This window comes from Erwinia sp. 2186 (genome assembly GCF_057812255.1).
This window is the reverse complement of record NZ_CM173824.1, coordinates 3,519,613-3,542,113: the sequence shown is the minus strand read 5'-3', so window position 1 is coordinate 3,542,113 and position 22,501 is coordinate 3,519,613. Positions and strand designations below refer to the sequence as shown.

The 22,501-nt window shown below is 56.2% G+C and carries 19 protein-coding genes; 11 read left to right on the top strand and 8 right to left on the bottom strand.

The window, feature by feature from the left end; genetic code table 11:
• Nucleotides 1-92: 92 nt before the first annotated feature.
• Complete coding sequence (locus tag ACXKZG_RS16480) at nt 93-1,061, top strand: chemotaxis protein (RefSeq protein ID WP_013201219.1); 969 nt, start codon at nt 93-95, stop codon at nt 1,059-1,061.
• Nucleotides 1,062-1,080: 19 nt separating this feature from the next.
• Here the strand turns inward: ACXKZG_RS16480 and tspO are convergent, their stop codons facing one another.
• The 3 genes from tspO to ACXKZG_RS16465 form a co-directional block, all read right to left on the bottom strand.
• Nucleotides 1,081-1,524 carry a tryptophan-rich sensory protein TspO gene (gene tspO / locus ACXKZG_RS16475; RefSeq protein ID WP_013201220.1) on the bottom strand — a complete coding sequence of 148 codons (444 nt, stop codon included), beginning with the start codon at nt 1,522-1,524 and terminating at the stop codon, nt 1,081-1,083.
• A 9-nt stretch (nt 1,525-1,533) separates the two neighbouring features.
• Nucleotides 1,534-2,199, bottom strand: coding sequence for a DsbA family oxidoreductase (locus tag ACXKZG_RS16470; RefSeq protein WP_013201221.1), 666 nt, complete (start codon nt 2,197-2,199; stop codon nt 1,534-1,536).
• Between the two features lie 111 nt (nt 2,200-2,310).
• Nucleotides 2,311-3,222, bottom strand: coding sequence for a DMT family transporter (locus ACXKZG_RS16465; RefSeq protein WP_488875157.1), 912 nt, complete (start codon nt 3,220-3,222; stop codon nt 2,311-2,313).
• Between the two features lie 183 nt (nt 3,223-3,405).
• Between ACXKZG_RS16465 and ACXKZG_RS16460 the strand changes: the two genes are divergently transcribed.
• The 7 genes from ACXKZG_RS16460 to ACXKZG_RS16430 all read left to right on the top strand — a co-directional run bounded on the left by ACXKZG_RS16460 (nt 3,406) and on the right by ACXKZG_RS16430 (nt 12,080).
• Nucleotides 3,406-4,269, top strand: a complete 864-nt coding sequence (locus ACXKZG_RS16460; RefSeq protein ID WP_488875156.1) for a helix-turn-helix domain-containing protein — start codon at nt 3,406-3,408, stop codon at nt 4,267-4,269.
• Nucleotides 4,270-4,715: 446 nt separating this feature from the next.
• Complete coding sequence (locus ACXKZG_RS16455; protein ID WP_013201224.1) at nt 4,716-5,213, top strand: DUF1198 family protein; 498 nt, start codon at nt 4,716-4,718, stop codon at nt 5,211-5,213.
• Between the two features lie 421 nt (nt 5,214-5,634).
• On the top strand, nt 5,635-6,360 hold the full coding sequence (locus tag ACXKZG_RS16450) for a gluconate 2-dehydrogenase subunit 3 family protein (RefSeq protein ID WP_013201225.1): 726 nt from the start codon (nt 5,635-5,637) through the stop codon (nt 6,358-6,360).
• A gap of 67 nt (nt 6,361-6,427) precedes the next feature.
• Nucleotides 6,428-8,197 (top strand): GMC family oxidoreductase, encoded by a 1,770-nt coding sequence (locus ACXKZG_RS16445; RefSeq protein ID WP_346565835.1) that lies wholly within the window; start codon nt 6,428-6,430, stop codon nt 8,195-8,197.
• A gap of 11 nt (nt 8,198-8,208) precedes the next feature.
• The gene (locus ACXKZG_RS16440; protein ID WP_081461052.1) at nt 8,209-9,462 is read left to right on the top strand and encodes a c-type cytochrome; all 1,254 of its coding nucleotides are present in this window, start codon (nt 8,209-8,211) and stop codon (nt 9,460-9,462) included.
• Nucleotides 9,463-9,715: 253 nt separating this feature from the next.
• Complete coding sequence (locus ACXKZG_RS16435) at nt 9,716-10,183, top strand: RcnB family protein (protein ID WP_134823670.1); 468 nt, start codon at nt 9,716-9,718, stop codon at nt 10,181-10,183.
• A gap of 247 nt (nt 10,184-10,430) precedes the next feature.
• Nucleotides 10,431-12,080 carry a methyl-accepting chemotaxis protein gene (locus ACXKZG_RS16430; protein ID WP_346565837.1) on the top strand — a complete coding sequence of 550 codons (1,650 nt, stop codon included), beginning with the start codon at nt 10,431-10,433 and terminating at the stop codon, nt 12,078-12,080.
• 114 nt (nt 12,081-12,194) lie between these two features.
• On the opposite strand, the gene ACXKZG_RS16425 is transcribed toward ACXKZG_RS16430, so the two are convergent.
• From ACXKZG_RS16425 to ACXKZG_RS16415, 3 genes are all read right to left on the bottom strand, one after another.
• Nucleotides 12,195-12,614, bottom strand: coding sequence for an RcnB family protein (locus tag ACXKZG_RS16425; protein WP_013201230.1), 420 nt, complete (start codon nt 12,612-12,614; stop codon nt 12,195-12,197).
• Nucleotides 12,615-12,850: 236 nt separating this feature from the next.
• Nucleotides 12,851-13,627, bottom strand: a complete 777-nt coding sequence (locus ACXKZG_RS16420; protein ID WP_013201231.1) for an SDR family NAD(P)-dependent oxidoreductase — start codon at nt 13,625-13,627, stop codon at nt 12,851-12,853.
• A gap of 63 nt (nt 13,628-13,690) precedes the next feature.
• Nucleotides 13,691-14,590: a LysR substrate-binding domain-containing protein gene (locus ACXKZG_RS16415; RefSeq protein WP_346565840.1), complete on the bottom strand. Its 900-nt coding sequence runs from the start codon at nt 14,588-14,590 to the stop codon at nt 13,691-13,693.
• Nucleotides 14,591-14,687: 97 nt separating this feature from the next.
• Between ACXKZG_RS16415 and ACXKZG_RS16410 the strand changes: the two genes are divergently transcribed.
• Nucleotides 14,688-15,548 (top strand): aldo/keto reductase family oxidoreductase, encoded by an 861-nt coding sequence (locus ACXKZG_RS16410; RefSeq protein ID WP_053146194.1) that lies wholly within the window; start codon nt 14,688-14,690, stop codon nt 15,546-15,548.
• A 104-nt stretch (nt 15,549-15,652) separates the two neighbouring features.
• On the opposite strand, the gene ACXKZG_RS16405 is transcribed toward ACXKZG_RS16410, so the two are convergent.
• Together ACXKZG_RS16405 and ACXKZG_RS16400 are read right to left on the bottom strand one after the other, a co-directional pair.
• Nucleotides 15,653-16,792: an iron-containing alcohol dehydrogenase gene (locus ACXKZG_RS16405; protein ID WP_134823676.1), complete on the bottom strand. Its 1,140-nt coding sequence runs from the start codon at nt 16,790-16,792 to the stop codon at nt 15,653-15,655.
• Nucleotides 16,793-16,857: 65 nt separating this feature from the next.
• Complete coding sequence (locus tag ACXKZG_RS16400; RefSeq protein ID WP_488875155.1) at nt 16,858-17,190, bottom strand: hypothetical protein; 333 nt, start codon at nt 17,188-17,190, stop codon at nt 16,858-16,860.
• A gap of 569 nt (nt 17,191-17,759) precedes the next feature.
• Here ACXKZG_RS16400 and pqqU point away from each other — a divergent pair.
• Together pqqU and ACXKZG_RS16390 are read left to right on the top strand one after the other, a co-directional pair.
• The gene (pqqU, locus tag ACXKZG_RS16395) at nt 17,760-19,856 is read left to right on the top strand and encodes a TonB-dependent receptor PqqU (protein WP_488876279.1); all 2,097 of its coding nucleotides are present in this window, start codon (nt 17,760-17,762) and stop codon (nt 19,854-19,856) included.
• Between the two features lie 146 nt (nt 19,857-20,002).
• Nucleotides 20,003-22,393: a glucose/quinate/shikimate family membrane-bound PQQ-dependent dehydrogenase gene (locus tag ACXKZG_RS16390; protein WP_346565846.1), complete on the top strand. Its 2,391-nt coding sequence runs from the start codon at nt 20,003-20,005 to the stop codon at nt 22,391-22,393.
• Nucleotides 22,394-22,501: the final 108 nt, after the last annotated feature.

Sequence of the window (22,501 nt, the reverse complement as noted above, 5' to 3'; positions counted from 1 at the left end):
TCTCAGAGTGATTTCAGCGCGCAACGGCGTGCAGGGGTAACACTTCCCGTATGCGCCTCGTTGAGAGCAGCGACGAAAACTAGAGGATTAAAATGGATAACTTTCAGAAAGAGATCGATGAGCGCGCCAACCTCGCCTTATCCAATAAATTTGAACTGCTGGTGTTTCGTTTAGGCTCGGATCTCAACGAAGAAAAGTCTGAACTGTTCGGCATCAACGTCTTTAAGCTGCGTGAAATCGTCCCGATGACCACCATCACCAAAGCGGCAGGCATGAAGTCACCGCTGCTGGGGATGGCCAACATTCGCGGTCAGTTTATTCCGGTGATCGACCTGCCGGCGGTCGTCGGCTGCACGCCAACCACCGGCCTTAACCTGATCCTGGTGACGGAATATGCCCGCAGCACCCAGGCCTTTGCCGTCGAATCGGTTGAGGATATCGTGCGTCTGGACTGGAGCCAGGTCCACGCTGCGGAAGCCGGCGTCAGCAGCCGTAATATCACCAGCATCGCCTGTCTGAATACTGACAAAGACAACAACACCACCATGGCGTTGGTGCTGGATGTCGAGCAGATCCTGCATGACGTGATCCCGTCGGTGCGTGAAGTGAAGGAAGGCGACATCAAGCTGAAAGAGTTTGATATCCGTCCAGGTTCGGTGGCGATCGTGGCAGAAGATTCGAAGGTTGCCCGGCAGATGCTGGAACAGGGCCTGAAGGCGATGGGCATTCCGGCAGAGATGCACAACACCGGTCTGGAAGCCTGGAACCGCATCAGAAGTATCCAGCAGCAGGCGAAGGAAGAAGGGATCCCGATCCGCGATAAAATCTCGATGGTGCTGACCGATCTGGAAATGCCGGAAATGGATGGCTTCACCCTGACGCGCAATATCAAAACCGACATTAACCTGCGGGATATTCCGGTGGTGATCCACTCGTCGCTGTCCGGCAGCGCAAACGAAGATCATGTGCGTAAGGTCGGTGCGAATGGCTACGTGGCGAAGTTTGAGATCAACCAGCTGTCGGCGGTGATCCACAAGGTGCTGGAAGAAGCTCCCCGCTAATGCGAGGAGCCATCGCGCATTATCTGCGGTTATTGCACAGGATTGAGAAGTTGAGGGCGGCGGCGATCGACAGCCACGCCAGATAAGGCAGCAGGATCAGGCCAGTCAGCGCTTCCAGCTGAAGGGCCATCACCACCATCGCCGCAACCACCAGCCACAGCAGGGTCAGGATTATCATCCCGGCAAGAATGCGGTGCGAGCCGAAGAACACCGGCGTCCACAGCGTGTTCAGCGCAATCTGTGCCGCCCACAATGCCAGCAGCGTCTCGCTGCCTGGCAGCATGGTCAGACGGTAGCCTGCCCAGGCAAGCAGCAGATAAATAATCGACCAGGCCACCGGAAACGCCCAGTTTGGCGGGGTGAAGCCCGGTTTTTTTAACGACTTATACCACTCGCCAGGTTTAAACAGCATCCCGGTACTGCCTGCTGCACAGCAGGCAAAAAGAAAGATAAAAAAGGTCATGCTCCGTCCTTAGCTTGCCGCTGTTTCCCGCTGTTGCAAAATGTTCTCAATGGCCGATTTAAAGGCTTCCGGCGGCTGTCCACCGGAGAGCAGATACTGGCGATCGAACACGATGGACGGCACGGACTGAATACCGGCATCCACCCATTCACGCTCCAGCGCGCGAACCTCGTCAGCATAGCGGTTGGTCGCCAGCACCTCGGCCGCTTCAACCGGATCCAGCCCAACGTCTTCGGCGACGTTAACCAGCACCACGTGACTCGACGGGTTTTCGCCATCGGTAAAGTAGGCGGTAAACAGCGCGTGCTTCAGCGGCTGCTGCAGGCCAAAGCCTTCCGCCCAGTGCAACAAGCGGTGCGCATCGAAGGTGTTATAGATGCGCAGTCCCGGCCCGGCGTTATTCATCTCAAAGCCCACCGCCTCAGCACGTTCGCGGATGCGCTGACGATTCTCAGCAGATTCTTCCGGTGACGAACCGTATTTCTCGGCGATATGCTCAACCAGATCCTGACCTTCAGCCGCCATTGACGGGTTTAACTCGAAGGGCTGGAAGGTGATGTTAGCCTGAACGTCGGGGCCGAGTTCAGCCAGCGCTTGCTCCAGCCCCTGAAGGCCGATAATGCACCAGGGACAGGAAATATCGGAAACGAAGTCTATCTGCAGTGGCTTGCTCATGGTGCCTCCTCTGGCGTTATGGGCAGACTGTCGCGACGCATCGCGACAGCGAATGCCTTACAGTCTAGCATTTCACGCCCGGAGCTCAGGAGGCACCTTGAGCTTTTTCTCTCAGGAAGACTTCGGCAGTGGCGTAGTGCGGCCAACGCGGAAGAAACCGGGTTTAGCAAACATCACCAGATTCCCCAGCAGGATCAAGACCAGGCCAATCACCGCGTTCGCATGCCAGACGTAGCCTTCGTACAGCGTGGACAGGGTCAGCGCCACCAGCGGGAACAGCAGGGTGCTGTAGGCGGCCTGGCTGGCACCAATGCGGCCAACCAGCGTGAAGTAAGCGCCGAAGGCGATCACCGAACCGAAAATCGCCAGATACAGCAGCGATCCCAGATAGCGCACCGACAGGTCCGGCATAAAGCGATCGCCGTTAAACAGGCTGATGGCGGCCATTACCAGCGCACCGTAAAACATCGCATAGGTGTTGGTCGAGAGGATTTCCAGCCCGCGACGCTGGTGGCGGGTGCTGATCATATTGCCCAGCGAGAAGCCGAAGGTCCCCAGCGCGCTCAGGCCGATGCCGATCAGCAAAGACGGCGCCATCTGCGTGGCCATCAGGTCGTGCCAGAAAAGGGCGATAATGCCGACAATGCCCAGCGCGGCGGCCGGTAACAGATTGGGATGCGGACGCTGGCGGAAGAACAGCATGCTGTTCACCGCGTTATACAGCACCGCCATTGAGAAAATCACCGACTCCAACCCGCTGCTGATATAAGAAGCCGCATGGTAGAAGCAGACAAAGTTAAAGCCGAACACGCAGCAGCCCTGTAACAGGCAGTAAAGGTGATCCTTCAGGCTGACTTTTCGCAGCCGACCCGCCAGGCCCAGCACGATGACCATCGCCAGCGCCGCCACCAGAAAGCGCCAGAAAATGGAGACGGTAACCGACACCACGCCTTGCTGCATCACAATGGCAATCCATGTCGTCCCCCAAATCACCACCACCAATGCGTATAAAATTCCGTTCATCGTGACACCTCAAAAACCGCGTTTAATTGCCGCCAGTGTGTCAGTTACCTGACCGTGTCGCTTTCAGCAGCCTGCGCAGACTTGCATATTCTTGCGGTTATTTTCGGCTTGCGGGGATAAGCGCTGGAATCTGCTCCGGCAGCTCCTTAAAATACGGCTTTGTTTCCACCTTCAGGTAACGTTATGCCCCAGCCCTATCAGGCTTTTGAAAATCTGCGTCAGCATCGCGCGCGCCTGCAGGGCAGCGTGCAGCTTGGCTCGGGTATTCAACTGGCGGCATGGCGTAATGACTTTGACTGCGTCCGGCAGCGTAGCGATCACCACACGCTGAGCCTGTACGTTGAGGGCGGGGTGAACACCTGGCATAAAACCCGTTCCGGCTGGCAGAACGGCGGCGGTCCGGACCGTTTTTGCCTGATGCCCGAAAACAGCGAATCGGTCTGGGATATCCGTTCCGAATTCTCCTTCGTGCATCTTTACTGCACCGATCGTCATCTGCGCCATCTGGCCGAGCAAATCTGGGATAAAAGCCCGGCAAGCATTTCGCTGGATGAAAAGGTGTTCAGTGAGGATGTGCGCATTACCCAGCTGTATCGCCATTTTTTGCTGAGCAGCGACTGGCAGCAGAATGCCAACCATCTGATGCTCAGCAGCGCCTCAACCCTGTTGATGACCCATCTGTTGCAGCATTACAGCGAGGTGCTGTGGAAGTTGCCCGCGCTAAGAGGCGGACTGGCCCCGGCGGTGTTACGCAACATTATGGCGTTTATCGAAGAGCATCTTGCCAGCCCGTTAACGCTGGCCGAACTGGCGGTGCAGGCGGGACTCAGCGAGTTTCACTTTGCGCGGATGTTTAAGCAGTCCACCCAGCTGGCACCGCATCAGTACGTGATGCAGCGGCGGATGGCCAAAGCGGAACAGCTGGTGCGCGGAAGTCCGCTTCCACTGACCGAAATCGCGCTGGTCTGCGGCTTTAACTCCTCCAGCCATTTCAGCAACCGTTTTAAAAGCGTGTATGGCTGCACGCCGTCCACGCTGCGGGGCTAGCCTGAGGCTTATCCTGGGGAGCTTTCTGAATTTGCCGGAAAGGCGAATATAAAGACATTTTTAACAGTCGACCGGGTGTACTGTCTGTTTGTCGGGTAATTTATGACAAAGAGATAACAATGGGCGATTACTATTATCTGGAGCAGAAAGCGCGCCAGGATGCTCTCAAAGTTGTCCACCGCTCAGGCTGCCTGAAGCTAAGCATTCTGAAACGACAAAGAGAGTTTTTGGGCACGTTTTATACCTCAGCAGATGCATTACTTACAGCAAACAAACGTTATGGTAGCAGCCGCTTATGTCCACTGTGCTGCATGAAGAAGCGTTAATTCAGAGGCTGCCTGCGGGCAGCCTTTTCTCTTTGTTGCAAAGGCTGACAGGCTGCTGTTACTCTGACGCCCCGCAGAATCGCCGTCCTTGAGCGGCCCGTGTCTGGAACAGGATAGTTAATGATTTGGCTGATGCTCGTGACCCTGGTTGTGGTCTTTATAATTGGTTTTCGTGTGCTGAATTCCCAGACCCGGCGGGCCAGCAAAGCGCTGACTAAGCGGTTGAATCTGGAGCCGGTGTACGTGGAGTCATTGATTAATACGATGGGACGCGTGGCGGGCGAAGAGTTTGTGCAGTACCTGGCGCGGGATAATGAAGCCCATATCGCCAACGGGGCCAGCGTGCTGCTGATCTACCAGGTGTTTATCGTCGACGAGTCCGACGAAAGCCTGATGTTCTGGCGCGGCGTGCTGCGTAAAGCCTATCTTCCGACCGAACTCAGCAATGAACACGTCAGGCTGGCGATGTCATTCCTGCGCGAGCTGGAACCCGACGCGCAGGAAATGCTGGCATTTCGTCAGCGCTATAACGCCCGCTTTGCGCCACCAGACGACCATTCGCCTGATGAGCCGCACAATAATGTCTATTCCCTGCATTCGCGCCTCGATCGTCACTGATTTCCGCTTATTCCCGTTGCCGCTGAATGTCTGAATAAGCGGGAATTCAGCGCTCAGTTGTTTTATATTTGTTAATATCATGATCCTCTTGCGTTAAATAATAAGAAAGGCGTCAGACGAATTTTTTCCATTTATTTAATGGGGGTATAGTCACGCTTTTGAATTATTCCCGGATAATCACAAGGGATAACTGGCCCTAATCAGCATAAAAACAGGGGTTATGCGGTTTTTTTAACCATAACAGGCCTTTATCATTTTCATGCTTAAATTTAACAACGTGATAAACATTTAACTATAAATAAACTGAATTCAAATTTTACATTTTGTAACCCTCCTATCCATAACATTACGTTCAGCACTGTCGATAACCATACTTATTAACTCAAATTACATTTTATTAGCATGTGAGAGTCGTGATGTTATGCTCCTTCAAAAAGAAACTACCCGTCGTAAGTTTTTAATAGGATCGCTGTTGGCATTACCGCTAGGCGATATGGTCCTGAAAGGTATTACTGCCGCCCAGGCTGCGGAAATGGCCGCACCCGAGCTGGTCGATTATAAACCGATCTTTTTTAGCGCCGATGAATGGCAATTCATCATGGCTGCCTGCGACCGCCTGATCCCGGCTGGCGGCAAAGGTAAAGCACCAGGCGCACTGGAAACCAACGTGCCGATCTTTATCGATCAGCAAATGCACGGTGATATGGGATCTGAAATCTATATGCAGGGGCCGTTCAACACCCACGCGCCTGCCACGATGGGCTATCAAATCCCGTTCCGTCCTCAGCAGATCTACAAAACCGGTATCAAGCTGATCGAGGGCTGGTGCCAGACGACCCATCAAAAATCCTTCCATGAACTGTCTGATGCGGACAAAGACGCCGTGCTGACTCAGGTTCAGAAGAACACCATCAGCTTCGCCGATCTGGGCGAAGAGGCACTGAAAGGATCGCAGTTCTTTAGCGAGCTGCTGGCCGATACCAAGCACGGTTACCTTGCCGATCCTATCTATGGCGGAAACAAGGGGATGAAGGCGTGGATCGCCATCGGCTTCCCTGGCGCGCGCGCCAGCTTTACCGAATGGGTGAAGCAGCACAACGTGCCATATCCACTGGGCCCGGTCAGCCTGTTAGGCATGCAGGCCTGAGTGCGCTAATCACGCTGATTGCGCTAATCGCGCTGACTCCGTTTTCTGATGAGTGACAGGATTTAAGATGGCAACTGTAAATAAAGAAGAAGTCGACGTCGTAGTCGTCGGCCTGGGTTGGGCTGGCTCACTGATGAGTATTGAGCTGGCGATGGCCGGGCTGACAGTTCGTGCGCTGGAACGTGGTGGCGATCGCGGCTACGAAGAGTTCAAATATCCAAAACCGGCGGATGAGTACGCTTACGCGGTCCGTAATAAAGTGATGGCCACGCCGGCGGAAGCCGCGGTGACCGTACGCTACAACATGAGCGAAACCGCGCTGCCAACCCGTAAATGGGGCGCGTTCGCACCCGGTACCGGCGTCGGCGGATCGGGCCTGCACTGGACGGCGGTATTGATCCGTCCAACGCCAACCGATCTCAAGCTGAAAACCTATGCAGACGAAGCCTACAAGCCCGGCATTCTGCAGGAAGATATGCGCATCATGGACTTCCCGTTCACCTGGGATGAAATCGAGCCGTATTACACCAAGTTTGAACATATCTGCGGCCAGTCCGGTAAAACCGGTAACCTGCGCGGCCAGATTATGGAAGGTGGCGATCCGTTCGAAGGGCCACGTTCAGAGCCGTATCCACTGCCCGCACTGGAAGATACGCTGAACAGCAGCATGTTTGCGGAAGTGACCAAAAAAATGGGGTATCACCCGTTCCCGAACCCATCTGCTTGCGTTTCCCGTGCCTGGACCAACCCGTATGGCAACCAGATCGCGCCGTGCAACTACTGCGGTTACTGCAGTAAATATCCGTGCCTCAACTACTCCAAAGCCTCGCCACAGACCGCGGTGATGGATGCGTTGAAGCGTATGGATAACTTTTCCTACGAAGTGCATGCCAACGTGATGAAAGTGGTGCTGCATGATGATAAGAAAACCGCCAAGGGCGTGATCTACATCGATGCGCAGGGCAACGAATGCTTCCAGCCAGCGAAAATCGTGGTGCTGAGCAGCTTCCAGTTCTGCAATGTGCGCCTGATGCTGCTGTCCGGCATTGGCCAGCCTTACAACCCAATCACCGAAGAAGGGGTGATCGGTCGTAACTATGCCTTCCTGAGCAACGGCGGCTCGACGCTGTTCTTCAAAGACAAAAACTTCAACCCGTTCGCCACCGCAGGCGCCACCGGCCAGATGTTTAACGATCTGTCACCGGGCAACTTCGACGGTCCTTCACTGGGCTTTATCGGCGGCGCGAAAATTCACAGCTCGCAGGCGACCGGTACGCCAATCAGCACCGCCTTGCCGAAAGGCACTCCGGCATGGGGAACCGGCTGGAAAGAGGGGATGGAAGAGTGGTACGGCCATTCGATGAAGATCAGCATCACCACCACCTGCCAGTCCTACCGCGATATCTATCTCGATCTGGATCCGAACTACAAAGATGAGTATGGCTATCCGCTGCTGCGTATGACCTTCGACTGGAAACTCAACGAGCTTAAGTTGCAGCAGCACCTGAAGCAGATCGTCGGCAATATCACCAAAGAGCTTAACCCGGACAGCTACAGCGAAAGCTTCCTGCCGATGGATGCGCACTTTGACCTGACCAAATATGTCTCGACCCACAACGTCGGCGGCGCGGTGATGGGCGATAATCCGAAGACCTCTGCGCTGAATAAGTACCTGCAGAGCTGGGATGTTCATAACGTCTTTGTGCCAGGCGGTAATGCGTTCCCGCAGAACTTCCAGGCGAACCCGACCGATACCATTGGCGCAATCACGCTGATGGCGGCTCAGGCGATCAAGGATCACTATCTGAAAAATCCCGGCCCACTGGTACAGGCGTAAGCGATATGAAGATGACATTAAAAAGTTTGGTTCTGGCCAACACGCTGCTGCTGGGCGCAGGATTTTGTCAGCTGGCGCAGGCAGACGATGCGGCGCTGGTAAAGCAGGGGGAATACATCTCCCGTCTGGGCGACTGCAGTGCCTGTCACTCGATTCCGGGCAAACCGGCGTTCTCCGGCGGCCTGGCGATTGAGTCGAACCTCGGCACGATTTATTCGACCAATATCACGCCGGATAAAGATCACGGCATTGGCAACTATTCCGAGCAGCAGTTCTCTGATGCGGTGCGTAAGGGTGTGCTGCCAGACGGCAAGCGCCTGTATCCGGCAATGCCTTATCCGGACTACGCCAAGATCAACGATCGGGATATGCACGCGCTTTACACTTACTTTATGCAGGGCGTGAAGCCAAGTGCCGACGTGCCGCCGGAAACGGATCTGAGTTTCCCGTTCAGCCAGCGCTGGGGAATGCGCTTCTGGAACTGGGCGTTTGTGTCCGACAAGCCATTCCAGCCTATCGGTGGGGCCACGGCGGAAGTAAATCGCGGTGCCTATCTGGTGGAAAGCCTCGGTCACTGTGGCAGCTGCCACACGCCGCGCGGTCTGGGGATGAACGAGAAAGCGCTGGATAGCGGTGACGACCAGTTCCTCGCCGGTGGCAACCTCAACGGATGGGAAGTGCCTTCCCTGCGTGGTCTGCCACACTGGACCGAGCAGGAAACCGTCGACTATCTGGCAACCGGCCGTAACGACAAGGCGGCGGTGGGCGGCGAGATGACCTCGGTGGTTGAGCACAGCACCTCGTATATGAGCGATGCCGACCTGAAAGCGATTGCCGCTTACCTGAAGTTTATTGGCGGCAACCCGGCGGCACCTGCCGCGCAGGAAACCACCATCAGCCCAACGGAAGCGAAGCTGACGGCGGCGAAAAACCTCTCTGCGGGCGAGCGTCTGTATCTGGACAACTGTGGCGCCTGTCACTTTGTCACCGGTAAAGGCGCACCGGGCGTGTTCCCGCAGCTGGACCAGGCGACCATCGTTAATGCCGGCGATCCGGGTGGGTTGATTCATACCATTCTGGCCGGTGCGCAGCAGCCTTCAACGGCGAAAGCGCCCTCCACGCTGGCGATGCCAGGCTTTGCCAACCGTCTTAGCGATGATCAAGTGGCGCAGTTAGCGACCTTTATCCGCCAGGGCTGGAGCAACAAAGCGTCGGCGGTTACCGCTGACCAGGTGGCGAAAGTCAGAGAATCGCTGAAGAAGTAAGGGATTTTCGGGCACCACATACAGAGAGAGGCTTCGGCCTCTCTTTTTTTATGCCGTTTGGCCCTCTTAACACAAATCATTCGCGTCTGGAAGGTCCTTAATTCGTTCATAGTGTTAAGGAAGTGATAAGAAGGGGTAAAGTAGCGTAAGTCCATGGGTTTTAAGACATTTGGAGATATTCAACCGCCTGAGCTTAGCCGATAGTACCACTCAACGGCGGCACGAAAGCCGGGTGAAAATCGAGGATACAAAAATGAAAAAAACGACTCTGGCACTGTTAATGACCGTCTTTACGGCAAGCACCCTGTTCTCCACGGTTTCTCAGGCTGATGGCCCTCCGGGACAGCCATGGCATCAGCAGGGCGGCCATGATGGACACGGCGGCCCTGACGGCCACGGTGGCGGCCCAGGTCGTGGTCCGGATCGCGGACATGACGATCGCGGCCATGATAATCACGATCGCGGTCACGACAATCGCGGCCCGGATCGTCATTACGAATCCCGCGACCGCTTTGCGTGGCAGGGACACGACTTCCGTCGTGGCGACCGCCTGCCACCGCACTATCGCTACGATGATTACCGCGTCAATGACTGGCACGAACGTGGCCTGCGTGAACCCCCGAGGGGTGAAAATTGGGCTTACATCGACGGCAACTATGTGTTGATTGCGGCGGCAACCGGGGTGATTACCTCAATCCTGTTAAATAACGCCTTCCACTAGTCCTTCTGACGGCTGGCCTCTGCGCCAGCCGTGTTACTTTTCCCCTTACTTTTCAGCCTGCTACATCCCCGCGTTTTATATCCTTCCCTCAGGGTAAAGTTTCGCCGCTCAACTACCGATAACCTCTGTAAGGCCGTTCTCTGACCTTAATTCCAGCTTAGATCCGACTGCTGCTTCACCTGAAGGGTGAGGGCGATGTCTGTCAGCTATTTACAAGGCACCAGTGAAATCACGTTGAGGTTTCAGCATGACTATTACAAAAAGACTGTTCTTTATTTTTTCCCTGCTCGCCGTGGCCCTGTGCCTGCTGGCCGGGTTCTCTCTCTATGCCATCACCGGGTTCCAGAACAGATTTGAATACGTTCAGATGAACGCCATTCCCAGCATCAAAGATTTGGATAAGGCTATCAGCACCGCCAGCAAGCTGAATCTGGCGCTTTACGAGCATCAGAGTGAAGCGAACAACAGCAAGCAGAATGAATTTGAGAAAAAGATTAACGATCAGATTGACCTGTTAAAAACCCAGACCGATTACTATATGGCTAACGATATCTCCAGCGATGAAGATAAAGCCATGACCGTGGATGCGCTGGCCAATATCGAGGCGATTAAAGCGGTGTTGCCGGCCTTTATCACCGCTTCACTGGCGCATAACGATGCGGTTACCTTGCCGATGATGCAGGGCGAAGGTGGAATTGGCGCGGCCGTAAATAAGCTGACTAAGGAACTGAAAGCACAGATTGAGCTGAACATTCAAATCGGTGAAAGCTTACGCAAAGAAAACAGCGCGATTTACTCTCGCGTGTTCTGGGGCTTGCTGAGCTTCTCTGCGGTAGTGATCCTGCTGATGGGCGCGCTGGCCTGCAAAACCATCTTCGGCGTGCGCCGCAGCCTGAACAGTATTCAGCAGGTGATGGTTGAGACCAGCGAATCGCTGGATCTGACCCGTCTGGCTGACGACAGCCGTCATGACGAGATTGGCAAAACCGCCTTCGCCTTCAACGCCCTGATGGCGCGTGTGGCAACTGCGATGACCGCCGTCACCGCCTCGGCGCAGTCCGTCAGCTCGGCTTCAACGCAGATTGCCGCCGGTAACGAAGACCTGTCTGCCCGTACGGAAGAACAGGCTGCCTCACTGGAGCAGACCTCTGCCAGCATGAGTACCCTGAACGACACGGTGAAGCAGAACGCCGAAAACGCCAAACAGGCCAGCCTGTTAGCCAGCAACGCCAACGAAATGGCCGAGCAGAGCGGGAATGCGGTGTCCTCAATGGTGAAAACCATGGACAACATTAAGGCCAGCTCCAGCAAAATCTCCGACATCACCGGGTTAATCGAAGGCATTGCCTTCCAAACCAACATCCTGGCGTTAAACGCCGCGGTAGAAGCGGCGCGTGCCGGTGAGCAGGGGCGTGGATTTGCCGTGGTCGCTAGCGAAGTCCGTAACCTGGCACAGCGCTCATCGGTGGCAGCCAAAGAGATCAAAGATCTGATCGTTACCTCGGCACAGCTGGTGGAAAGCGGTGCCGTACAGGTGGCGAACGTCGGCGATAATATGGCGAAAGTGCAGGGTTCGATCCGTCAGGTGGCAGATATCGTCGGTGAAATGGCGGCAGCAACCTCTGAGCAGAGCCAGGGCATTGAGCAGGTACATCTGGCCGTGGGTCAGATGGACTCGGTGACGCAGCAGAACGCCGCGCTGGTGGAAGAAGCGTCAGCGGCTTCCCAGTCGTTGCAGGAACAGGCACAGACCCTGAGCAATCTGGTGGGGGCGTTTAAGGTGCAGGCCGGCAGCGCGGTCGCCGCCGTTCATCAGCCAGCGGTGGTGAAATCACCGGCCAGGGCGGGAAAACTGATTAAACCTGAACTGGCAACGGATAACTGGAGCTCGTTCTGATAGCACGGCCTGACGCCGCCTGATTTGCTCAGGACGTGTCAAAGCCATAAAAAAGCCCCGCCAGAGCGATCTGGCGGGGCTTTTTATTGCCCGCTTAGCGCGGGATCTCAGCGCTTACTGATGGGCAATGATAGAAGCAATCACACCGGTGCTGATGGCAATCAGGACATAGTTGCCATCAACATTCTGCCAGCGGTGACCGGCCGGTGGCGCCTTCAGGCCACGCTGATGCCAGTCGTTGACCTGATAACCTTCACCCCGGTATTTCTGCGGCAGTGGGCGACCCTGATGGAAGTCATTGTGATGCGACTGTTTGTGCTGCGGCTCGCGGTGCTCGGAAGCACGCTGTGGCTGTGCACCGTGCGGATTACCCTGCGGCTGGCCGCCGTGCTGATTGCCGCCCTGCGGTGGACGTTTCACTGGCTGCTGCTGGTGCTGATCGTCATGACCCTGCTGTGGGCCTTCGGCAAATGCGCTCAGGCTGGTTGAAGCAAACAGCAGCGCAGAAAGGGCAATAATTCCTGATTTTTTCATCTTTTTTTCCCTATGGGTATGGAGCAAAAGTCGTGTTGATGCAGACAATTTGGGGGGCAGGGAAGGGAAGAACAACCTGAATACTCCTAAGAATGATGATCTTAACGGTAAATTTACACTTGCTTAGCGCAACGCTAACGGAGGAAGGGCAAAAGGGGAGAAATCGGGCGCTGAAAGCGGATGAATAGTGCCAGTAAATACGGCGAACACGCGCCACCGCAGTGGCGCATTGTGGATCAGAACGGGGTTTCGACCACACCGCCGTCGACACGTAAGGCGGCACCGGACGTGGCGGAGGAAAGCGGTGAACAGACATACACCACCATATTGCTGACTTCTTCGACGCTGGCGGCACGCTGAATCACCGAGGTTGGGCGGTTGGCTTTGACAAATTTCGCGCCCAGTTCTTCCAGATCGGCACCCTGATCCAGCTCTTTCTTAAACATCTCTTTAAAGCCATCGGAGAGCGTCGGGCCGGGCAGTACGGCATTTACCGTGACGCCGGATCCGGCAACCGCTTTAGCCAGTCCACGAGAGAGAGCCAATAGCGCAGTTTTGCTGACGCCATAATGGATCATATCGGGTGGGATATTCACCGCAGATTCAGAAGAGAGGAACACCACGCGTCCCCAGCCTGCCTGCTTCATCGCCGGCATATAGGCACGGCTCAGGCGCACGGCGGACATCACGTTGACGTCCCAAATCTTTTGCCAGGTATCGTCGGTGGTTTCAAAGAAATCCCCCTGCGGGAAAATCCCGACGTTGTTGACCAGCACGTCGCAGGTGGGCTCGGCGTTGATCAACGCCTGACAGCCCTCTTCCGTCCCCAAATCCACCACATGACCGCGCGCATTGTTGCCGAGTTTTTTCACCAGCGAATTCACCTGATCTTCGCTGCGGCCGGTGACAATCACCGTTGCGCCCGCGGCCGCCAGACCTTCCGCAATCCCTTTACCAATACCCTTGGTTGAGCCGGTAACAATCGCCGTTTTGCCGGTTAATTCAATCTTCATGTCGATCTCCTTTTGGGTCGCAAAAGAGATAAGTGTAGACAAGCGAAACTGCAAACCCGGCTCTCAGTCACATTCCCCAACAAAATCAATAAATGCCCGCAGCGGTGCCGGGATCAGACGGCGGTCGGGATAATAGAGCCACGGGCCGGGGAAGGTCAGCCACCACGGCTGCAAAATGGGTTCGAGTTCGCCGCGGGCAAAATAGGGCGCAAGCCACTCTTCGAACAGGTAAACGATGCCGCCGCCGGCGATGGCGGTATCCACCGCCAGGTCGACACCGGCGCCAATGCTGACCAACAGCGCGGCGGGCGGCTTAACCCGCACGTTTTCTCCCTCACGCTCAAATTCCCACTCCGGCTCCACGCCACTGGCGAAGCGACCGCGCAGGCAGCGGTGCTGTATCAGATGATGTGGATGGGTTGGCCGTCCGGCCTGATTGAGGTAATCCGCTGAGGCGGCCAGCGCAAACCGTTGCTTGCGCGGGCCAATCGGAACGGCAATCACATCCTGCTCCAGCTTTTCGTTGTAGCGTATGCCGGCATCACAGCCCTCGCGGAACACATCCTGCACGTTGCTTTCGGCAACTATCTCCAGTTGGATGTCCGGGTAGCGCGCCAGAAATGCCGGCACGATCGTCGGCAGGATCAGCCTTGAGACGCTTATCGGCACGTTTAAACGCAGGGTGCCTGAAGGCGTGTCGCGATAGCGATTAATGTCATCCAGCGCCGACTCCATCTCGTTCATAGCAGGCATCAGCCGCGCCATCAGCGCTCGGCCAGCGTCGGTCAGCGAGACCGAACGGGTGGTGCGGTGAAACAGCCGGATGCCCAGCTGCTGTTCCGCCCGTCTGACCGCATCGCTCATACGCGAGGGATTGCTGCCGGTAACGCGTGCCGCTTCGCGAAAGCCGCCGGCTTTGGCTACCGCCACCACCGCATGAAGCAGGGAAATATCGAGTTTCATTGTCCGCCTTATCGTACAGTCTGTCGTGATTCTGCTGGATAGTTGCACAGACTCAGCAGGGCTACAATCATCAGGTCATCAACTCTGGAGGTTTGTTATGTCCGATCTTTCGCTTACCTTTCCCCTCGCGGGTCGTCAGATTAACCGTATGGGCTACGGCGCTATGCAGTTAGCCGGTCCGGGCGTGTTTGGCCCACCGGCCGATCGCCAGGCCGCCATCAACGTGCTGCGTGCGGTGGTCGACGCCGGCGTCAATATGATTGATACCTCGGATTTTTACGGCCCGCATATCACCAATCAGTTAATCAAAGAGGCGCTGCATCCCTGGCCTGAAAGCCTGTGCATTGTCACCAAAGTCGGTTGCTTCCGGGATGAGAAGGGCGGTTGGCTGCCCGCGTTTAGTGCCGATGAGCTGGCGCGCGCGGTCGACGACAACCTGAAAAATCTGGGCGTTGATGTGCTGGATGTGGTGAATCTGCGCAGCATGTTCAACGTCCAGCAGCCGCAGGAAGGCTCGCTCGACGCGCCGTTGCAGGCGTTGATAAAACTGAAGGAGCAGGGACTGATCCGTCATATTGGCCTCAGTAACGTTACGCCGAAACAGGTTGCCGATGCGCAGGCGATGACCGAGATCGTCTGCGTGCAAAACCTGTATAACCTGGCTAACCGTCAGGACGACCAGCTGGTCGATAGCCTGGCCGCGCAGGGCGTGGCGTATGTGCCTTTCTTCCCGCTGGGTGGCTTCAGCCCGTTGCAGTCTGCCGAGCTGACCGACGTGGCGAAAAGCCTGAATGCCACGCCGATGCAGGTGGCGCTGGCATGGTTGCTACAACGTTCGCCGAATATCTTGCTGATCCCCGGCACCTCGTCGGTGGCGCATTTACATGAAAATATGGCGGCGAAGGATCTGCACTTACCGGCGGAGGCGCTGGAAAAATTGAATGGCATGAGCGCTTAACGGCCGGTCAGGTCGGTCTGAATGACAGGCGGAGAGGCCGATAACGTGCTGAATCAGGCTGGATAATGCAGGCAGGCCAGGGAAGGCCCGCCTGCCGTTGGCGATCAGGCGACGGAGTACGCCTGCTCCAGCATAAAGCGTTGCTGCTCTTCGCTGTAACTCACGATTGAATTCTTGCTGTTGGAACGCGCCAGGATCCAGCTGACTTCTTCCGCCGTCAGCGGCTGGGCATCGTGCCAGAAAGGCGTGATGGCATTATCTTTCAGCCAGTGAACCAGCATTCTGGCCGGCGGCAGGGTAAAGCCAGGGAACAGCGTGGCCGCCAGATCCGCCATCAGTTCCTGTTGCTGTTCATTTTCGCTGTCGTTCAGCAGCGTCAGGAAAGGTAGCAGTAAGCGCCCGCACACTTCTCCGTGATGATAATCTTTAATCGCCCCTAATTCCCCGGCGATGCCGTGGATCACCCCCAGCCCGGCCATGCTCAGGCTTAAGCCGCCCTGCCAGGACGCCAGCATCATCTGCTCACGCGCCAGATCACCCTGTTCATCTTTGCGGTTCAGATGTGGCCAGGCGCTGATAAAGGCGCGCATGCCGCTCAGCGCGGTCTGACGGCTGAACAGATTGCCTTTACTGGAAAGGTAGGCTTCAAACAGATGGGTGAAGGCGTCAATCGCGCAGCAGGCCAGCACATGCTCTGGCGCGCCGCGCAGCAAATCGGGGTCGAGAATGGCAATATCAGGTACAAAATTGGCGTGACGCAGCGAGGCTTTGACCTTGATGTCGGCCTTGTCGGTTACCACTGCGTTTTGCGTCACTTCGCTGCCGGTGCCGGCAGTTGTCGGGATGGCGATCAGCGGCAGGGTTGCGCCGGTAATCGGAGTATCACCGACTTTTTCAAGATAGCGCAGGGTATTCAGTGGGTGCTGGCTCAGCGCCGCAAAGGCTTTCGCGGCATCCAGTACGCTGCCGCCGCCAATGGCCACCACGCGTTGCACCTTGCCGCGCCAGCGACCCACCCAGCCATCAATCTCCGCAGGAGAGGCCTCATGGCTGACTATCTCATGGCCCAGCAGCAAAGGTTCCAGTTCGGCTTTCAGCGCGTCCCACGCGCCGCCTTGCAGAAATGAACGGCCACAGAACAGCAAAGTGGGTTGCGGATCGTTTTGCAGCAGCGGCAGCAGCTCGCGCAGGCTTCCACGGCCAAAATAGGTGTGGCGGTTGGCAATCATCTGGCTGGTGGTCATTGAGGTTTCCAGTAAGGTCAGAATCAGAGCCTACAAACTAGCAAGCTCGCAGGACGGGATAAAGATCAGATTGAGCGGGAAGGGCAGTTAAAGGTCAGCACCTTATCCTGCGGCGCATTGACCACCATAAAACGCGTATCGGAAAGCCGCATCGCCAGCCAGCCTTCTGGCGTGACCGCCGCAGGCACATATTTCTGGCGATCGGCGGAGTGTAATGGGCCACTGTTTAAGGTGAGATCCGGCACGGTGACGCTGAAAGAGGTAAAGCGATCGACTATTTTGCCCTGCACATTGCCCAGCACGCGGCCATCCAGCGTTTGCGCCTGGCCTTCACAGACCATGCCTTTTTCGCCGGATGAACAGCCGGTTAACAGCGCCAGCGCGGCAAGCAGCGGCACAGCAAAAATTGCCGGGTTGAGACCCGCGCACAACGGTCTTTTTGACTCCTGCCGGCGCATAATACGTCCTTTTTTTCGGGTGTTCCTCTGAGTATAGCGGGGAGTGTGTTAAATATCGCCTGGCCTGAAACCCGGTAAAGATCAGGGGTAAAAGCGCTGATTTAACGCAAACTGCCCGGTGTATTATCAATTTGTGGGGTTCGACTGAATCAATTCAGCAAAATGCGTAACAACAGTTCGCAAAGCAATTATTGAGTGCTACAATTCCGCCCGATTTTGACACTTTCCCCCTGTTTTCCGCATCTGAACAGCCGTTTTACTCGACTGATTGCGCTATCACCCTCATTCCGTAGGGGACATTGACGGGCAAGTTTCAAAACGTCTTGTATACTTTTGCAGCATGATGCGCGCGTCTTATCGCATAACGGTGCTTACGAAAAGTCCGGTTTTTCGTGGCCATTCTGACGGTGAGGCTTTGACGGCTAACTTTAAAAAAATAACGAACCGATCCTGTGAATAACAAAACGTCTGCTTTTCTCTTAACGCCGCTGTTTCTACTTCAGCCTGCGATGAGCTATGCCCAGTCAACGGCTCCGCAGAGCTCCACCGACAGCCCCTCCGAAGGCTCGCTGATGGTCATTAAGCAGCGCAGTGGCTTGTCCGAACTGGACACTCCGGCCGCGGTCAGCGTGGTCAGCGGTGATGATTTACGCAACAGCACGGCGCAGGTCAATCTGTCCGAGAGTCTCGGCAGCGTGCCTGGCCTGCAGATCCAGAATCGTCAGAACTATGCACAGGATCTTCAGCTGTCCGTCCGTGGCTTTGGTAGCCGCTCGATGTACGGCGTTCGTGGCGTGCGCGTCTATGTTGACGGCATTCCGGCCACCATGCCCGACGGGCAGGGGCAAACCTCCAATATTGATATCAACTCGATTGATAAGGTCGAAGTGCTGCGCGGCCCCTATTCGGCCCTGTACGGCAATGCCTCCGGCGGCGTGGTCAATATCGATACGCAGACCGGCAGCCAGCCAACTACACTGACAGCAGGCACTTACTTCGGCAGCTACGGCAGCTGGCGCAACAGCGTTAAGGCCAGCGGCTCGACCGGTGACGGCACCCATGCAGGCGATGTGAATTACACCATTTCCGGATCCCGCTTCACCACCAACGGCTATCGCGACCACAGCGGCACGCAAAAGAATCTCGGCAATGCCAGGCTCGGCGTTCGGATTGATGATGTCAGCACCTTAACGCTGATGTTGAACAGCGTCTCGGTCGATGCCAACGATCCCGGCGGCTTGACGCGCGCCGAATGGAAAGACAATCCCCGCCAGTCTCCGCGCGGTGATACCTTCAACACCCGTAAGAGTCTGGATCAGACCCAGGTGGGCCTGCGTTACCAGCGCGAGATGAGCGAAAACGACCAGCTGACGCTGACCACCTGGCATGGCGAGCGCCATACCACGCAATATCAGTCTATTCCTGTCGCCGTGCAGAAAAATCCGGCCTATCCGGGCGGGGTGATTGTGCTGGAACGTAAATACTCCGGTATTGATACCCGCTGGAAGCATCAGGATCAGATTGGCTCAGTGCCGTTCAGCGTTATTGGCGGCCTCGATTACGAAACCATGACCGAACGTCGTCAGGGCTTCCAGAACTATGTGATCGATAACGGCACCACCGAGCTGGGCGAGAAGGGCGAGCAGCGCCGGAACGAGAAGAACGTCATGTGGAATCTCGATCCCTACCTGCAAACCAGCTGGGATCTGGCCCCGAAATGGACGCTGGATGCGGGGATGCGCTACAGCACCGTCAGCTTTGACTCTACCGATTATTACGTCACCACCGGAAACGGCGATGACAGTGGCAGCAAGCGCTACCACAAACTCCTGCCGATGGGATCGCTGAATTACGCGGTGACCGATGCCTGGAACGTCTATCTGTCCGCCGGACGGGGCTTTGAAACGCCAACCATCAATGAGCTTTCCTACCGCTCGGTGGATGGCAGTCAGACCGGGCTGAACCTCGGCCTGAAGCCGTCAACCAGCGACACCGTGGAACTGGGCAGCAAAACCCGCATCGGCTATGGCCTGTTGACTGCCGCCGTGTTCCAGACCAACACCGATAACGAACTGGTGGTGGAAGACAGCAGCAACGGACGTTCAGTGTATAAGAATGCCGGTAAAACCCGCCGTCAGGGCGTTGAGATATCCTTCGACCAGCAGTTTGCTGAAAACTGGCAGATGAAAATGGCGTGGACGTATCTTGATGCTACCTACCGCAATTCGACCTGTGATGACAGCGGCAGCTGTACGCCATCCGGCAACCGTCTGCCGGGCGTGGCGAAAAATATGGGCTACGCTTCTCTGGCCTGGGCACCGGAACAGGGCTGGCACGCCGGCGCTGACGTGCGCTATATGGGCAGCATTCAGGCCGACGATGAAAACGACGCTAAAGCGCCGTCTTACACCGTGGTTGGCCTGAGCACCGGCTACAAATTTGGCTGGGATAAGTGGTCTCTCGACCTGTTCAGCCGCGTCGATAACCTGTTCGATAAAGCCTATGTTGGCTCGGTTATCGTGAATGAAGGCAACGGCCGTTACTACGAGCCGGCGCCGGGACGAAATTACGGTGTGGGCGCGTCGCTCTCCTATTCGTTCCTGTAATACAGAATCCAGCACAGCCTGCCGTGTTGCCAACGCAAGACGGCGGGTACAAAACACCGGATGGATAAGATGGTTAAACCGGGTGTTTTTTGCGATTTAGCATACGATCTAAATCGAAGACGTTAAATTTTGGTAAGGTCCATACTATGCAAAGTAAAGCACCGTTATCACGAATCCTCGTGATCCTTACGGCTGTGTTTGCCGTCCTCAGCGGGTTATACCTGCTGGTTGGCGGTATCTGGCTGGCCAAGCTTGGCGGCTCGTTCTATTACATCATCGCTGGTGTGATTGAACTGGTTGTTGCCTGGTTGCTGTTCCGTCGCCGCTCATCAGCGCTGTTGCTGTACGCGGTATTCCTGATCGCAACGCTGATTTGGTCGTTGTGGGAAGTGGGGTCCGATTTCTGGGCACTGACGCCACGTCTGGACGTCACCTTCTTCCTCGGCCTGTGGCTGGTGCTGCCGTTTGTTTACCGTGGTCTGAGCCAGGGCAAATTTGCCCGTGGCGCACTGAGCCTGGTACTGGTGGTAACGGTGATTGCGCTGGCTTACTCGGTGTTCAACGATCCGCAGGAAATCAACGGTTCCCTGAGCCCGGAGCAAGCGGCGAACATTGAGAAGTCTGGCGACGGCATCGCTGCCGGTGACTGGCCGGCTTATGGCCGTACCCAAGGCGGTACGCGTTACTCGCCGCTGACGCAGATCAACGACAAGAACGTTGGCCAGCTGAAGGAAGCATGGACCTTCCGTACCGGTGACATGAAGCGCCCAACCGATCCAGGCGAACTGACTGATGAAGTCACGCCGATCAAAATTGGTGATTCCCTGTACCTGTGTACGCCGCACCAGATCCTGTTCGCGCTGGACGCAGCGACCGGTAAAGAGAAGTGGAAATTTGATCCACAGCTGAAAACCGATCCGTCCTTCCAGCACGTGACCTGTCGCGGTGTGTCTTACTACCAGACGCCGGATGTGGCAACGCTGCCAGCAGGCACCAAGCCTGCCATGTGCGCACGTCGCATCATCCTGCCGGTTAACGATGGTCACCTGTACGCGCTGGACGCGGAAACCGGCGCGCTGTGCCCGGAATTCGGCGAAAACGGCAAGCTGAACCTTCAGCAGAACATGCCTAACGCCCGTGCCGGTGCTTACGAGCCAACCTCTCCGCCAATCATCACCGACAAGGTGATTGTGGTGGCCGGTGCCGTAACCGATAACTACTCAACCAAAGAGCCGTCTGGCGTGATCCGTGGTTTCGATGTCAACAGCGGTAAGCTGCTGTGGGCCTTCGATACCGGCGCTAAAGACCCGAATGTCCTGCCGGGTGAAGATCAGCACTATGTGGCTAACTCACCGAACTCATGGGCACCGGCGTCATATGATGCCAAGCTGGATCTGGTTTACCTGCCAATCGGCGTGGCGACGCCGGATATCTGGGGCGGCAACCGTACCCCGGAAATGGAGCGTTACGCTTCTGGCCTGCTGGCGCTGAACGCGACCACCGGTAAGCTGGCGTGGTTCTACCAGACCGTGCACCACGATCTGTGGGATATGGACGTACCGGCTCAGCCGACCCTGGCGGATATCAACGACAAAAACGGCAACAAAGTGCCGGTGATTTATGTTCCGGCGAAAACCGGTAACATCTTTGTGCTGGACCGTCGTACCGGTAAAGAAGTGGTTCCTGCACCAGAAACGCCAGTGCCACAAGGCCCGGCGAAAGGCGACCGTCTGTCACCCACCCAGCCGTATTCTGAGCTGACCTACCGTCCGAAGAAAAACCTGACCGGTGCGGACATGTGGGGCGCAACGATTTACGATCAGCTGATCTGCCGCGTGATGTTCCACAGCCTGCGTTATGAAGGTCCGTTCACACCGCCTTCAGAGCAGGGCACGCTGGTGTTCCCGGGTAACCTGGGCATGTTCGAATGGGGCGGCATCTCTGTTGATACCGATCGCCAGATCGCCGTGACCAACCCAATGGCGCTGCCGTTTGTTTCCCGTCTGATCCCACGTGGTCCAAACAACCCACTGTGGCCAGATGCCAACGACAAAGGCGGTAGCGGTACAGAAACCGGCGTTCAGCCACAGTATGGCGTGCCATACGGCGTGACCCTGAACCCGTTCCTGTCACCACTGGGCTTCCCTTGTAAGCAACCGGCCTGGGGCTATGTGTCTGCGGTTGACCTGAAAACTAACGATATCGTGTGGAAAAAACGCATCGGTACCGTTCGTGACAGCTCACCAATTCCACTGCCATTCAAAATGGGTATGCCAATGCTGGGCGCACCAATCTCTACAGCGGGTAACGTGATGTTCATTGGCGCAACGGCAGATAACTATCTGCGTGCGTTCAACGTGACTAACGGTAAATCCCTGTGGGAAGCGCGTCTGCCAGCGGGCGGCCAGGCAACTCCTATGACCTACGAAGTGAACGGCAAGCAGTACGTGCTGATCGCTGCGGGTGGTCATGGTTCCTTCGGCACCAAGCTGGGCGACTATATCGTTGCTTATGCGCTGCCGGATGATGCCAAGTAATCCTTGATAAGGGCGAACCCCGGTTCGCCCAATCTTCCCCGTTCATCAGGGAAGGCCAATAATAAGGACGTCTGCGCAATGCAGGCGTCTTTTTTTTGGCAAAAAAAA